Raw genomic sequence first — 16,256 nt, 5'->3', positions numbered from 1 at the left:
AACACTTAAATTATGATGTATTTTTCATTAATAGAGATGAAATTAACATGAGTTTTAAAAACACAACTTTCTGAATATAAAACACCTACATAGAAAAAAATTGAAAGTGCTAATTTTTTCAAAAAATATTATTTCCCATTTGATCTTTTTTTATAATTTTGCCGCTGTCTTTAACGAAAAGACATCAAATGATTGACCCGTGGTGTAATTGGCAACACGTCTGATTTTGGTTCAGAAGAGTCCAAGTTCGAGCCTTGGCGGGTCAACAAAAAAGCCATCTGTTACAAAACGGATGGCTTTTTAATTTTCATCATATTTCTATAATCTACTCAAGGTGATTGCTGCTGTAATAGTTCAATGAATTAACTATCTTTTTGTCATCACCAAAGGAGTGAGAAAGCATAATTGGCAATTCAATCTTCTTTCCATCCTCAACTCTCTCAGCAGTTAAATTCCACCACGAATAAACAACGTAATCATCACTCTTAGCATAGTAAATACAATCCGGATAACCGACCTGCTTCATCTGGATATTATCATATTTAGCAAATATATCCGCCCATTCTTTCTTTTGAGCAGCCAGATCATTTTGATCTTGTAATTTCATCGTCGTATTTGCAAAAGTGACGTCGTCTGAATAGTATCTAAGCATTTCGTCTAAATCTTCTGCACAATAAGCGTTAACTAGTTTTCGAACCTTTAAAATTAGAGGATGATTGATATACACTTTACCATTCTCCTGAGTGCAGGTACTGGAGTTAATCGCCTCAAACTGGTCATTGTTAAAATAATGATGCAGGGATCTAATTTTTCCATCATCATCAAAACTATACAGATTATGCATTCTCAAATCCAGGTTGATACCTGATTTTTTATGCGTGCCAATAATTTGGAGCCAATCTTGTACCCATAAGCCTCCTTTTTCGTACTCAATTGCATCAGCATAAGCGGGAGTATCAGTTACAACTTTTAAGTTCTCAAACTCATTTATCCACCATTCCAGCGTTTTAGCATGCTTTTCCTTTGTTCGGAAATTTCTGTCACCATTAAATAGTACCATAACAGTATCTGCTAAGAAAGCAGAATAAGCAGCTTGATCTCCTTTCTCAAAAGCAGCCCAAAGCTTACTTACTTTGTCAATTGCCGGATGTTCGATAAAAACGGTTCCATTTTTTTGTTGTGCAAAAACGCCAACAGAAACCATTAAAAAGAAAATAAGGATAGAAAGTCTTTTCATGTTTGATTCATTTAAATTTTTATTATTTTTATTCATTCTAAATAAATATAGGCAATTCAGATCAAAAACAAACGACATCTAACACATTAATTACCATGCGCTTAATCAATTTAACTAAATCAACATAAAGACCGATAGGTTTATGATTCACAGAAATCACCAATAAGAAACCAAGCTGAATACAAAACACTTACAAGCGAAACAAAGCAGGTTGTTCGGAAATAAAAGACATACAAATACTATTTATCAAATGAATTTAATATGATTAAATCACATAAGTATTGCTAGAGTATTTAAATTCATGCAAGACACATCAAATCCGGGGAAAGGATTTTTTCACTTTGTATTTTGAGTAGCGACCAAAAAAAAGGTGATTCTCAGGGAACCACCTTTTAAAAAGTGTATTGTTATTTTAATTAAAATTCAATCTCTGAATTGAATTACTCAACGCTAAATTTATACATTGAAGAAGTTTGGTAAACTTCGCCCGGGCGTAGAATAATTGATGGAAAGTTTGACTGGTTTGGTGAATCAGGGAAATGTTGAGTTTCCAAAGCAAATGACTCACGGTATTTATAGGCCAAGCCTGAATTACCAATGTCTGAACCATCCATAAAATTACCTCCATAAAACTGCAATGCCGGTTCCTCAGTCAGCACTTCCATTTTACGTCCGCTTTCCGGGTCAACAATAGCTGCAGCAAGAGTCATTCCCCCTTCTTCAGGCTTGTTCAATGCAAAGTTATGATCGTATCCCAAACCGTTTTGAAGCTGTTCGTTTTCAGCTTGCATTCCCAAATCCTGACCAATTGGTTTCGCTGTGCGGAAATCGAAAGGAGTTCCCTCAACCGGGGTATTTTCACCCAATGGAATCAATGTTGAATCAACTGAAGTAAAATAATCTGCATTAATCATAAGAAGGTGATTATTAATTGTTCCATTGCCTTCACCTGCCAGATTAAAGAAAGCATGATTCGTAAGATTTACTGGTGTCGCCTTATCTGTAGTAGCTTTATAATCCATCTTCACTTCATTCTCAGGAGTCAATGTATATGTCATTTCTACCGATAAGTTGCCTGGATAACCCATTTCTCCGTCCACAGAAAGATAAGTAAGCACGATGCTATTATCAGTAACTGATTTTACGTCCCACACCACATTATGAAATCCACCTGGACCACCATGCAAGTGATTTGGATCGTTATTGATTGGCAAAGTATACTCAACACTGTCCAATGTAAATTTTCCCAAAGCAATACGGTTTCCAACACGACCAATTAATGCTCCGTGGAAAACTTCATTAGCATTCAAATAACCATCGATGCTGCTAAAGCCAAGTACCACGTCTCCCAGTTCGCCATTGCGATCAGGAACACATAAACTCACAATGCGTCCACCATAATTAGTTATCGCTGCAGAAATATCTCCATTTTTTAGAAAATATAGATTGGTCTCTTTACCATTAACAGTAGTTTGAAAATCTTCGGCTTTCAAATTTCCACACGACTGTGTTTCCGCTTTTTTAGGACTACAGGAGAATTGAATCATTCCTGCAAAAAGTAAAATTGAAAATAGTTTTATTAATCTCATCTCGTTTATAATTTAAAGTGTTCTAGAATTTTCAAACCTGCATTTATATTAATTATCTGAAAGTGAAAAAGGTCTGTCTTCCAATTTGATCCCTCTTTCTTTATTGGGCTTATTTCCCATCTCAAACTTAAGAATTCCACCTTCGATAAGATCACTATAGCAAAGATAATTTTTTGTAAAATTTTCACCATTTAGCGAAGCCGACTGTATGTAAACCTGATCTTTGCTGTTTCCATTAGCTTCTATCACAAATTTTTTCCCGTTTTCCATGGTAATGGTCGCCTTTTCAAAGACAGGACTTCCAATAACATATTCATCCGTACCAGGACATACACTATAAAAACCAAGTGCGCTTAGCACGTACCATGAAGATGTTTGTCCCTGATCTTCATCACCAGGATAACCATTTTCAGTACCACTGTAAAGTCGACTCATTACTTCGCGAGTCCATTTTTGAGCTTTCCAAGGCGCTCCGGCATAATTGTAAAGATAAATCATGTGCTGAATAGGTTGATTTCCGTGCGCATATTGCCCCATCTCAGCCATCTGCATTTCAGCCATTTCATGAATCATGCGTCCATAAGTTCCTACCAATACTTTATTGGAAACCTCAAATACCGAATCCATCTTGGCAATGAAGTTTTTCTCTCCACCCAGTAAATCGATCAGTCCTTTTGGATCCTGAAACACAGACCACAAATAATGCCATGCATTCCCTTCGGTATAAGGTCCGCCCCACTCGTAAGGAGAGAAGTCAGCCTTCCAGTTTCCATTTGCATCTTTTCCACGCATAAAACCAACCGATGGGTCAAACATATTTTTGTAATTATACATTTGCCTTGAAAATACATCTGCATAAAACTTATTCCCCGACATTTCTGCTAATGTATATGCACAGAAATCATCATACGCATATTCCAGCGTTTTTGCAGTTGCTTCATGATATTCCGGATAAGGAACATATCCCAAAGTATAATACTCTTTCCAACCATGACGGCCATTTGCAGGCCCCCAAGGCCCTTTATTTGTTGCTTCATGGTAATATGCTTCCAATGCTTTCTCCGGGTCAAAAGAATGGATTCCTTTTGCCCAGGCATCTGCAAATAATGATATTGCATGATTACCGATCATACTGCCAGCTTCACCAGGAAACGACCAGGATGGGAGCCAACCGCATTGATCATACGAATTTATCATCGAAGCCACATATCGTCCATGCATTGTAGGATGCAACAAGGCATTCAATGGGAACTGCCCCCGGAAGGTATCCCAGAATCCTGTATCCGTATATAAATATCCTTTATGAACGGTTCCATCATAGGGACTAAAATAATAAGGTTCTCCATTCTCATCGAGCTCAAAAAACATGCGGGAAAATAAACTTGCCCGGAAATAGCAGGAGTAAAAAGTTGCCATTTCTTCTTCTGTTCCTCCCTCTACCAAAATACGGTTAAGATGCTTGTTCCAAGTCTCCCATGCTGCCTGCTTCGTGTCATCAAATGATTTTGAACTTCCCAATTCAACTTCCAGGTTTCGTTCTGCCTGCTCCAGACTAATGTAAGACGAAGCAGTTTTTACCTCAACTTTCACACCGTCATCAAACCGAATCCAGGCACCAGCACCCCGTCCTTCTTTTTCTGTTTCACCCTTCGAATTCTTGCCAGACCTATTTTCCCAGGCTCCGTATTCCAGAATTGGCTGATTAAACTCAACAACAAAATAGCTTTTGAGATTTTTTGGCATCTGCCGACCATTGTGTACAAAACCAATGATCTTATTTTCTCCCGGGAGAATTTTCACGGAACTGAATCCCGTATATCCATCCAAAACCAAATAGGAGCCTTTGCCCTTTGGAAATGAAAAACGAAGATGGGCGCCACGTTCCGTAGGCGAAATTTCAGTGGTAATCTTATTATCTAACTTTACCTTGTAATAGTTTGGCTTGGCAACTTCATTATCGTGACTGAACTTTGCTGCCCGGTCAAATTGATTTAACTCCAGTTTCCCAGTTACAGGCATTAACGAAAACACACAGTAGTCGTTTGTCCAGGAACTACACTGATGTGCCTGTTGAAATCCCCGAATGGAATCTTTTACAAACTGGTACTTCCATCCATCACCGTTCACTCCCGTTTGAGGAGTCCAGGTGTGCATGCCAAAAGGCAATGCTGTGGTTGGATAGGTATTTCCTCTTGTCAATTCAAAACTTGAATTAGTTCCCTGCAAAGTATTTACATACTTCACCAAATCAATTGTTTTTTCAGCTCTCAAAAGGTTGGTGAAAGCAAAAATTAATATTAGTATAAATGATAATTTACGCATGTCTTTATGAAATCAAATATTGGTGGTTGGTTAGGTCTTTGTTTATTCTTCAGATTTGGTAGTTGGTCCATGCACTATTAAAGTACCATCTTCTTTTACTTCCATTGGATCGATAAATACAACACGGTTTTCTCCTGTTTTAGAGGTGCGCCCATGATACACGCACAACTTGGTTTTTCCATTAGGAGAAACAGTAACCATATTATGACCGGTGCCAGTTACAATACCTCCAGCTTCAACATTTTTTTGAAGAACAGGATTATTGGCTGCTTTTTTAAATGGCCCCATTGGAGAATCTGAAGTTGCATATCCAACGGCATAGTTTTTACCACCGAAGAAGTTTGCAGAATACATAATATAGTAGGTGTCATTTTCTTTAAAAATAAACGAACCTTCCGTCCAACGGCGGTTTACTTCACCTGAAGTTACAGAACGGCTTTCCCACTCAGCTTGTACATCGTCCATCGTTACTGGTGGACGCAACATCAACTTAGGCTCACCAATTATTCCTGAAAAGTCAGGTTTCATTTCCACACCATAAACCCAGCTTTCTTCTACAACATCAAATAAACCTTGTTCTTTTGCCCAGGTAGCGACTTCACTTTCAACAGGATTTTTATAACAACAGCGCGAATAATACAGGTATACTTTACCATCTTCAAAAAGTAGATTACCATCAATAACCGGATAGCCAGGATCAAAAATAGGACGGTCAAACAAATCAGTATAAGGTCCGGTTGGTGTATCAGAAACAGCAACTCCAATCCTGAAATTCTCCAACTCATTCGTTGGGTTCTCTCTCCAGTCAGAGCTGAAAAGCAAATAAAACTTACCATCGATTTCATACAACTCGGGAGCCCAGAAATTTGCTATTCCCCATGAATCTTCCGTATTTCCCTGGTATATTCGACCTTCATCCTTCCAATCAACTAAATTCGAAGAAGAATACATTTTGAATCCATCTTTCACGCCTCCGGTTCCAATCATATAGTAAACTCCATCAGAAGCTTTCAGAATGTATGGATCACCAAATTCGACGGGCAATGGATTATTAACCTGCAACTGTTCAGTTGTTTTTTGCTGACAAGCTCCTAATAAAAAAGAAGCAATTAGTAGTAATAGAATTGTGGGTTTAAAACGCATATTTAATTAGTTATTTTAATAATTTCATTCCAAATCCGGGAGCAGAAGAAGGTATTAACTTACCATCCTTTAGTTGATAATTTCCTAAATCGGCATCATCTGAAATACAGGTCACCCCTTCAATGGTACATGTATTTCCATATGCTCCTGCTAAATGTGAAACAGCATTTGTTTTTAGCTGCGATCCCCAGGCATGAGGGGAAGCATACACTTTCATTTTTTCAAGTTCAGGCATTAATTTTCGCCATCCGGTATAGCCAATATCCTGAATGTCGGATAAATGAACATCGATCAGTTTCAACTCCTCTAATTTACGCATATAATTCTGATCCGGAGAAGCTTCTCCATCAGCAAGAAGAGTTTTAATGCCCATCTCTTTCAAAATAGACTTCAGTTTTTGGTAATCCTCAATAGTTTCTCTAAAAGGCTCTTCAATCCAAAACAACTTAACACCTTCAATGCCTTTTAGATATTGAATGAATTCATTCAATGGATAACCGTCATTCCCGTCAACCAAAATTTCGCAATCAGGAAAAGATTCGGCAACCAATTTTGTTACTTCGATATCTCTTTTTATACCGGCAGCTTTTGGCATCCATTTATTGCCACGACCTATTTTTAATTTGAACTGACGATAGCCAATATCATAATCAAACTGACATTCTTTTAAAATGATGTCCAGCCCCATTGTTTTGTTATAAAACGGTGTCAGGTCATCAAAATAAATCATGCCGCTATAGCACTTCGTGGTTTGTGGAGATTTAGCTCCCATCACCTCATAAACAGGTTTATTGAGAATAATCCCTGCCAAATCATGAAGTGCAATATCACAGTAAGCAGCCTGTGGGTCGATTAAACCAACCTCTGGAGCAAATAACTCGGATACTTTCTTTCCAACCAGGTACTCAACAACTTCTTCCTCGGATCTTCCCCACAAAGTCACACCCCAACCTTTTGCGCCCTGCTTGGTAACAAGCTCACAAACGGTCTCGTCGTATCCCCAACCGTGATTGCCTTTGATGGCATTCTTACTCACAAAGCGAGGATATTGAATCCGAACTTTTTTAGTTGAAATTTTTTCAATGGTATGATAGCTTAATTCGCTATCTGCGCTAAGTACAGAAGAGTAACCCATCAGAGGGTTCGACGACAAATAGGCTGCCGCCGCACCACCTGATATTGTTTGAATGAAGCTGCGTCTTCTCATTAGTTAAAAGTTTATTTGAGGAATTACTCCTCCATTGTTAAACTTTTAATTAAGTCAACTTCTTCTTGTTTATATGGAGTTCCATCCGGACGGAAAATTTCATGGAACCAAAGAGGAGGTTCTGATCCGTCAGGAATAGGTTCATTCCAGGCATACTTGGTATTTGATTTTCCAGCTACCAATCCCCAGTTGATTGCACCGATATTTTCTTTCTTCAGAATAGGCATGATATTTTCAAACAAACTGTTGTTTCTTCTGGCCATGTACTCAGTACACACCATGGGACGTCCAATAGTTTTGAGCGTATCAATAGCTGCCTGGTGTTCTTCAGGCCCTTTATAATTGTGGTAAGTAATCACATCTGAATTTTCCACTTGGAACTTGTTTAGATCAGACAAATCCAACTTCCACACTCCGGCAGAAAGCGGTTGCGACGGACGAACTTCCCATCCCCACTCAAATACATTTTTCAATAAAGGCATGGATTTATTTCCATAACTTGAGTTTCCTGGTTCATTGTACAAATCCCAAATGGCAATCCGTTGATCAGCTTTGAACGTAGTTAGCACATCTTTCACATATGCTTCAAGCGTTACTACCAACGTAGAATCTTCATACAACAAATCACCCGGATCACGCACCCAACCTGAGTTGTGAACACCCGGTTTTGGATCGGGCTGTTTACCTGCCTGGTAAGTTGCATTCCAACAGTCATCAAAAAACACAAAAATGGTTTTGATTCCGTGACTGTCAGCAATATCCAAATACTTGCCCATGCGCTCTTTGAAGCCTTCTTTGTCAACTTCCCAAGCCACATGGTGTAAATAAACACGCATGCAATTCATTCCAATACCTTCGGCCCAACCCAATTCGCGGTCAATGGTCTCAGGATCAAAAGACTCGGCTTGCCAGGTTTCCAACTGGTTAATAGCCGTACTTGGATTGAAGTTACAACCACGAAGCCAACCTTGTTCTTCGCCCCAGGCTTTGGCCTGTTCAACAGTCCATATTTTTGCAGCAACTTCCTTTTCTGCAGATTTTGTCTCTGCTTTTTTCGCGCTATTTTGACATGCCGTAAAGATCATTGCAGCAGCCAACAAAATGAATAAAAATTTCTCTTTCATGATTAGTAGTTTATAGTTTGAGTTAATTTACAGGGAATTGAGCAATTCGCAATGTTGTACATCCATAAGGAATCAGTTCAATTTCGTCAATATGGGATTCTCCATTTCGAGGAGGCCATGAGGGAGATGGAATTTTTCCAGCCGATGCCCGCTCGATGGTCCACATAGGCATTCTTCTGCCTTTTGTTTTAATCACGATTGGAGCATTCTCCAAATTCCAGGGATTTAAAGCAATCTTATCGGATACTTCAACTGCTAATTTATTCTTTTCTATTTCGTCTTTTACAATAGCGTAATTCCAGGGAGATTGGGGCATTACTTCCCAAAAAGTATCATCATATTTGTCATTGGTTACTTCCCTCCATTGTTCCTTTATCTTCAAGGCATACACCAATGGTCCGCGCTCAATCCCTACGGAGCTTTCATACCAATAACTATATCGAAAATCAGCAGCTAAATTAAGTTTAACCACATCGCCATTTTTCCATTCCCTGTCAATAATGGCAATCTTGTTTTGAATTGTTGGCTGGATACTTTTTCCATTTACTGAAATCGTGGCATTTTCGCACCACTCAGGAATACGTAAATGAAAAGGGAACTTGATCGTACCATCCATTTCAACTGCAAATTGGATATCTTCCTTAAATGGATAATCCGTTGTTTCAGTAATTGAAATTTCCTTCCCGTCAGCCACCTTTGCAGTTACTGTTGATGGTCCGTAAACCAAAGCAGCAATTCCATTATCCGATGTTGCATACCACAGATTTTGAACAAACTTTGGCCATCCCTGATGCATATTCGTCAAACAACAAGGATAACCCGTTGTCGTTCCAAACACCAGTCGTCCGGTATGATCATCATGAAAATTACGACTTTCATCGGTTACAGTAACCTGATTCACTTGTTGGAAATACTGTTTGCGCATATAGTCGTCCGTACTTTGGGTTGGCAAAACGTTATAAGCCAGTTTCTCCAAATAATCAGCATAATACACATCGCCTGTTATTGGAAGCATACTTTCAAAACAATACATCATCTCAACAGCCGAACACAATTCCGACCCTTGAGTTGGATCATTACCATGAAGACGCTCATCTCCACCATACATCCCATTAACAAAACCATGGCAATCTTTAAGTGCCTGAAGCCCTGATTTTACGGCTGACAGGTATTTTTGTTCCTGTTTTTGCTGATAATAAATTACGGGTTCCTTCAGCCCCTGAGCTACATTTACACAATGTAAATGAGGAGTTGGATTTAAGCGACGAATAGTATTATCTGTGAATACCTCTGTCCAATTATAGGTTTGCTTATGAATGATTTCGGCCAATTCCAACAGAAACTGATCGCCGGTAATATTGTACAGCCAATAAACAATCGCCAAATTGTCCCCTCCACGCCGGTTGGCCCAAAAGGTCACATAGCCAAGTTCATTCACCGGCAACATTTTTAACTGGTAGCGAAAGTAGCTCGTCATCAACTTGATCACCCGCTCGTCTTGCGTAGCAGTATAATATTGCTGAAGCACTTTAAGCATGACCATTTTTGGCCACCAATCTTCCCGCATTCCTTGTTGTGTACCTGGAATCTGCTCATAACCTTCGGGCAAAGGGAGCGGTCCAAAATACCCATCTTCCTGTTGATTGCGAATACTCCATTCAATCCATTTCTGAGCTTTGTCTTTCAGTTGTTCATCATCCAGAATATATGCCAACGGCACCAATCCATCGATCCAATATGGACCACGCTCCCAACCATCTCCAGTGCCACCAAGCCAGCCATTATTGTCACCACAAACAATGCTATAAACGCTATCCAGGTGGCCCGTTAATCCATTGCGTTGAATCTCCAACATTTTGCGCAACATCCCCTGAGGTTTTATGGCTCCTAAAGGAAGCGCAGTGTAAGGTTGTGCAACGAGCGGTGATTGATTGGTAATATAATGAGAATTGCGCTTACTCTTAGCAAAAAGAGAAGCGCAAATCACGAGTATCGAAATTGTAAAAAATAGTTTTTTCATACGTTTAGTTAGTTCTTTTCAATTCATGTGTTACTCTCCAGTAGTTTGTTCAATCTCAACTTCACCAGATGGACGATTAATCGGTTTACCAGCAGAAATTGCATTGCCAAAATTAGGAGTACCATCCGAGTTCCACGTGAAAGGTTGCATACGAACATCCCTGTTCCATCCTGGCTCAGTAGATTTCTTTGAATGATAAATAATCCAGTCTTCCGTTTCATCAGGTGATTTCACAAACGAGCAATGACCTACTCCATAGACAGCAGAATTCCCCTGGAAAACAGGTCCTTTCTTTGTCCAATTATCAGGGTTAAGCGGATCTGCATTTGTATCATTTAGCTGCAACATTCCTTGTCTGTATTCGACCAACCATGACTCACGGCATGAATAAATTACAAAAACCTGATCTCCTTTTTTGAGAACCTCAGCACCTTCATTCAAATTTAATGGGCCTCCAGTCTCCCAGCTTTCTTCGGGAGAGGATAATAACACTCGGGTTCCCTTCAATGTATATGGATTCTCCATTTCCTGGATGTATAAATGCTGTGGAGTCGCATCGGTATCGACTTGTTCTTTCCACCCTGACCAGATTGCAAAAAGTTTTCCCTGATGTTCAAAAACGGTCATGTCAATTGCCCAAACATTTGTTTCAGGATCATCTGGATTATCTCCGGTGTAAAGTATGCCCATATCTTCATAATCGCTAAAAACATCTTCAGTTTTTGATCGAAGCACACCTGTTCTTTGATGAATAAATGGAGGTCCTGAAACACCTGCAGCATAATACACATACCAATGGCCATCGATATAATGTATTTCAGGAGCCCAAACACAATTCTTATTCCATCCGGTTGCCGGTGCTCTCCAAATTGTTTCCAACTCTCCCTTTTTAGTCATGTACTTAGAGCGGGAAACAATAATCGAGTTATTTGCCGAGTAGCAGTATACATAATCATCTCCTTGTTTGGTTAACCATGGATCTGCACCATTCCAAACCGGATTTGTAAAAGTCTCACTTACTGCACTTTCCCCAATCACTTCTTCTTTCTCACCACACCGTGCAAACGACACCAATGCAACAAGTAACAGCGTAATAATTCTCATTTTCATCTCTTATTTGCTTGAATATTAATTAAGTCATCAGACTTATTTATTGTTTGAATTTTCCTTGCAATATTGGATCAAACGAACCAAATCATCAACCTTTAGCAAGTCAATAGCTTCCTTATCGACAAATGCCTCAACAAGCTTTTTATCTACTTTGTAAATCTTACTTAGTTGCTTTGAAAAGGCTAAATTTTTATACGTATTTCCATCTTTCAAATAAAAAAGATGATTAGGATCCAGATCAAAAATTTCTTTTTGTTCCAGATTAGACGATTGCATATCATATCCTCTGGCTAGTTTTTCAACGGTCGAGACATTCGAAGCTTGAGATACTCCTCCAAATGAAGTTTCCTTCCCTTTTGAACGAAGTTGATACCGGTTTCTCTTGTAAAGAGTTATCCCTGCAGTATCAATCTTCTCAAGAAAAATATCATTTTGAAACCAAATGAAAATTTTATCGGAAATTTCTACCCGATCAACAGTTTCAACGTTTGCAAGTGCCATGATTTTTCCATCCTCTTTAAAAATCATTTGTTCTTCAAATGAATCATAATTGAGATTGGCTTTGATATGAGCACCATTTTTTAAAATGACCGTTCCAATTGTGAAATCCTTAAAGACCATCCCATTTCTCCGAGATTCAGGATTTCCCATGATCGAACTAATGAAAAGAAGTAAAGAACAAATAACAATTTTCATGATGGATAGAATATGATGATTAAACAATATCTTACAACTAGAATACAGTCAAAGCAAGATTTTTACTCATCCCAAAATTGCCATTCCCTCTCAATAGTTACTTGCTATAGTTTAAATCTCACACCAGAATCTGACTTCTGGTATGAGATTTTGTATCTATTCACTTTTCCAGCAATTTAATAAAATATCCACAAACCACTCAGTGAACCTGAAATCCTTCGTGCAATATATCTGGCTACTTGTACCAGTCAGTCATCCACGTTTCACCATTGTTCACCCGGCATGTGCATACGCACATTTTGCAAAGTGTACTTTTTCAGTCCGTGGCATTCTAATTTTTATTCAGTGATAAAAAAACAGCTACATCCAGCAGTTCAGTTTTTATTTTCTTATCCGAGCTAACTGAAATAACGTTTTTCCCTTTTACAAGCATGTCCGATTCGTTATCATAAAAAGGGAAGAACTCGATTCCCGGTTCACCTCCCTGTGTACTCATTTTAGTCTTTCTAAAAAGCTTGCCGTTAATCCTGATTTCGCAACCAGTAAATCCTTTCAACGACACAACCAATTCGTTGGGTATCTCTTCAAGTTCAAAAGTTTTACTGATTTCAAACGGAGCTTTCATCTGGGTTTTTACCGGAATAAATTCATTAGTTTCACCAGCAGGCAAACGAACAGTCTCAGCTTTTGACGATTCCCATTCAGAGCTAAAAGGAATTACCGTTTTTAATTCTGGAGGCGAATACAAACCTTCATTTATTTCCTTCATGACTTCCGGTTTAATTTTTGAAACCTTTCGATCGTAAGTCAAATAGCCATTCAACTCATGCTCAACATCTGAGATTTGCGTATATACCAACGCATCACAACCTCCACCTGCGTTCAAACAACGGATTGATTCGATAAACTTCCGATAGGCTTCTTCAAAAGCTTCTGGTGAACCGTAAGTATGCCTTCCTGCTTCAACTTCAAAACTATAATTATCAACAGGAATGTAATTCTGATGATTCTTTTTCTCTGGTTTGTTCGTGTCAGAATACCAAGTATGTCCGGGAATGGCAAGATTAACTCCAGCAGCTTCGCCTATTACCAAGGCGCGTTTCCCTTTCAACTTGAAATCTGCAGCATTGTTTCGCGGGTAGAACGTATAGTCATGAATATCCACGATATCTCCTACAGGATAGTCATCCCATCCGCTAGCACAATTTATTAATCTCGATGGATCATACTGATCAATCCAGTTGGTATAAAATTCAGTGTTGTGCTGACTCCAACCTTCGTTGAAAACAATCCACATTACAATAGACGGATGGTTATACAACCAATCAACCATTGACTTATATTCGGCATGCCACTGTTTTGCTGCAGCATCATCAACATTTTGTCCGTACTTTGGCATACAAGTCATGTCCTGCCAAACCAGAAGACCAAGTTTGTCAGCCTGATAATACCAGCGGTCGGGATGGGTTTTGATATGAACCCTAACCATATTGCAACCAATACTTTTCAGGTATTCCAAATCATATTTAATTGCTTCTTCCGTTGGAGGAGTCAAAACTCCGTCGGGCCAGTATCCTTGATCAAGCGGACCATATTGAAAGACTTGTTCGTTGTTCAGATAAATTCGCTGAAATCCATCGGACGCTTTTTTAATTTCAATCTTCCGCATTCCGAAGTAGCTATTTACCTCATCAACAACTTTCCCCTGATCTTTTACAAAAACTTTCAGATCGTATAAAACTGGGAAAGATGGAGACCAAGCTTCAAAACCTTTCATTGGTATATCGAAATCAGTTCCTGGAGTACCTGCGGTTTCAGTAATCATTTTCCCATCTTTCCAAACCTGAGCCAATACATTTCCCTCTGAATTTCTTGTTTTTACATTCAGACGAAGGCTTGCCTGATCATACTGCGGAGTAATCTTCAGATTCTCAACAGAACCATCAGATACAGGTTCCATCCAAACAGTTTTCCAGATTCCACCAGTAGGTTGATAACGAAACCCTTGTCGATTTTCAGGCATGATTTGTTTGCCTATCGCCTGACACTGGTTTTCCGTTGCATCCCACACGCAAACATTAAGTGTGTTTTCCCCACTTTTTAGGTAAGACGTAATATCGTAACTAAACGGGTCGTATCCTCCACGATGCTGGCCAATCCGCTTGCCGTTTACATACACACTGGTTTCCCAATCGGATGATTCAAAATGAAGCAGTACGTTTTTGCCTTTCCATGTTTCAGGAATTTTGAATGAACGCTGATACCACAATATTTCGTTGTACCGTAATATATGGCCAACTCCAGATAATGGCGCATCAATAGAGAAAGGTACCAGAATATCACCAGTCCATTTGTCCGGTATTTCACCGGTAGTCCAACTGCTTGCAGTTGTCAATCCCTGCACCGGTTCAAAGTCAACTGATTTTATGGTATAGTTCCATAAACCATTTAAGTTCATCCACTCTTCTCTTTCCATCTGCGGGCGCGGATATTCAGGAAGTGGATTCGCAGGGTTTACCTTCTCGGTCCAAGGTGTCATTAATTTGTCGCCGACAGGTTTCCAGCTCTGCGAAAACGATATACCGGCGACAAATAATAATATACTAGCAAATAATGCTCTTTTATTCACAATTGGGATTTATTTCTTTTCCAGCAATTTAATGAAGTAACCACCAACTACAGAACGGGCCTGAAATCCAACCTGCTTTGCACTTGGTGTTTCATACCAGTCGGTCATCGGTACGCGGTCCGGAGTCTCTGTCACAAAATCATGCAGCGGTGAAATAAACTTCTGGAAAGTCTCCTTGTCCTGGGCCAGTGTCGCTGTCCAAACCACCCAGTCACTCTTTGTATATGTTCTACGGTTATCCAATGGCAAACCATACTTGTTTTGCTTGGTCAGGTAATAAGCAATCTCGGTCTGGGCTACTTCTTCAGGGAAGATTCCAAGGTTCATCAGTTTATCCCATACAAGGTTGTACTTCTGGCTCCAGGTTCCTTCCTGGTCAAAGGTCAAACGATAGTGGTCACCATCATCGGCCATTTTCATCCATTCCTTTGCCATCTCTTTGGCCTTGCCTGTATATTCAGCGGCTACGTCATCCTTACCTAGCATTGCTGCCAGTTTTCCATAGCTCGCAATTCCCATAATCGCTTTTACCGACAAGTTCACATTGTGGGCAAAGTGACCCGCAAAGTCATCGGTACACAGTTGATTCTCAGGATCCAGTCCGTTCTCCAACAGGTAGTTCGACCAGGTAGTCAAAACATCCCAGTGTTTGGCTGCATAGTCTGCATTGCCTTCTGCCTCAGCAATGGCGGCTGTAAGAATGACCATGTTTCCACATTCCTCAACAGGCATATCGCCACCGTAAGTCTGCCCGTTTGCTTTTGGATAAGTACCCACATCATGTGCAGCAAAGGGCTTCGTCCATTTTCCACTTTCTGAATAGTAGAAAATGGGGTTCAACATCCCTTTTAACATGTCAGGGTTATATTTCAGGTACATTGGGGCTGATGGATAAGTCACATCTACAGTTCCGATAGAACCGTTACTAAAGTTCTCTTTTGAAAGGAACAGGATATTTCCTTCAGGATCTTTTACCAGTTTGTGCGCAGCAATTGACTGACGGAAAGCAAGCACACACAGGTCGGCATATTCCTTACCTCCCGCGGCAACAGTTTCTTCCCACAGCTGGTTGTCAAAATCGGCACAACTGTTCATGATCTGGTCATGTTCGGCCACTGCCAGTTCCATCGCATCGTCAATGCTCACGGTTCCTTCTTTGGTCCACCACGCTTTCAGGTT

The 16,256-nt window shown here is 39.7% G+C and carries 11 protein-coding genes and 1 tRNA gene; 1 reads left to right on the top strand and 11 read right to left on the bottom strand.

What is annotated here, in order from left to right; translation table 11 throughout:
• The first annotated feature begins 193 nt into the window (after positions 1-193).
• Positions 194-266, top strand: a tRNA-Gln gene (locus tag ACUNWD_RS19930).
• 59 nt (positions 267-325) lie between these two features.
• Here ACUNWD_RS19930 and ACUNWD_RS19925 read toward each other — a convergent pair.
• From ACUNWD_RS19925 to ACUNWD_RS19875, 11 genes are all read right to left on the bottom strand, one after another.
• On the bottom strand, positions 326-1,237 hold the full coding sequence (locus ACUNWD_RS19925) for a nuclear transport factor 2 family protein (RefSeq protein ID WP_445589626.1): 912 nt from the start codon (positions 1,235-1,237) through the stop codon (positions 326-328).
• 440 nt (positions 1,238-1,677) lie between these two features.
• On the bottom strand, positions 1,678-2,826 hold the full coding sequence (locus ACUNWD_RS19920) for an aldose epimerase family protein (RefSeq protein WP_445589625.1): 1,149 nt from the start codon (positions 2,824-2,826) through the stop codon (positions 1,678-1,680).
• Between the two features lie 48 nt (positions 2,827-2,874).
• Entirely contained in the window at positions 2,875-5,148 is a 2,274-nt protein-coding gene (locus ACUNWD_RS19915) for a GH92 family glycosyl hydrolase (protein WP_445589624.1), read from the bottom strand.
• A 42-nt stretch (positions 5,149-5,190) separates the two neighbouring features.
• Positions 5,191-6,291 carry a glycoside hydrolase family 43 protein gene (locus ACUNWD_RS19910; protein WP_445589623.1) on the bottom strand — a complete coding sequence of 367 codons (1,101 nt, stop codon included), beginning with the start codon at positions 6,289-6,291 and terminating at the stop codon, positions 5,191-5,193.
• 10 nt (positions 6,292-6,301) lie between these two features.
• Positions 6,302-7,498 carry an enolase C-terminal domain-like protein gene (locus tag ACUNWD_RS19905; protein WP_445589622.1) on the bottom strand — a complete coding sequence of 399 codons (1,197 nt, stop codon included), beginning with the start codon at positions 7,496-7,498 and terminating at the stop codon, positions 6,302-6,304.
• A gap of 23 nt (positions 7,499-7,521) precedes the next feature.
• Positions 7,522-8,622: a hypothetical protein gene (locus tag ACUNWD_RS19900; RefSeq protein WP_445589621.1), complete on the bottom strand. Its 1,101-nt coding sequence runs from the start codon at positions 8,620-8,622 to the stop codon at positions 7,522-7,524.
• A gap of 22 nt (positions 8,623-8,644) precedes the next feature.
• Positions 8,645-10,642, bottom strand: a complete 1,998-nt coding sequence (locus tag ACUNWD_RS19895) for a beta-L-arabinofuranosidase domain-containing protein (RefSeq protein ID WP_445589620.1) — start codon at positions 10,640-10,642, stop codon at positions 8,645-8,647.
• Positions 10,643-10,672: 30 nt separating this feature from the next.
• Positions 10,673-11,752, bottom strand: a complete 1,080-nt coding sequence (locus ACUNWD_RS19890) for a glycoside hydrolase family 43 protein (RefSeq protein WP_445589619.1) — start codon at positions 11,750-11,752, stop codon at positions 10,673-10,675.
• A gap of 36 nt (positions 11,753-11,788) precedes the next feature.
• The gene (locus ACUNWD_RS19885; RefSeq protein WP_445589618.1) at positions 11,789-12,448 is read right to left on the bottom strand and encodes a hypothetical protein; all 660 of its coding nucleotides are present in this window, start codon (positions 12,446-12,448) and stop codon (positions 11,789-11,791) included.
• A 331-nt stretch (positions 12,449-12,779) separates the two neighbouring features.
• Positions 12,780-15,077: a glycoside hydrolase family 2 protein gene (locus tag ACUNWD_RS19880; protein WP_445589617.1), complete on the bottom strand. Its 2,298-nt coding sequence runs from the start codon at positions 15,075-15,077 to the stop codon at positions 12,780-12,782.
• 9 nt (positions 15,078-15,086) lie between these two features.
• On the bottom strand, positions 15,087-16,256 hold a 1,170-nt coding region (locus tag ACUNWD_RS19875), incomplete at its 5' end, for a glutaminase domain-containing protein (protein WP_445589616.1).

The sequence above is a fragment of the Sunxiuqinia sp. A32 genome (genome assembly GCF_052690465.1).
This window is presented reverse-complemented; position numbering and strand designations above follow the sequence as displayed.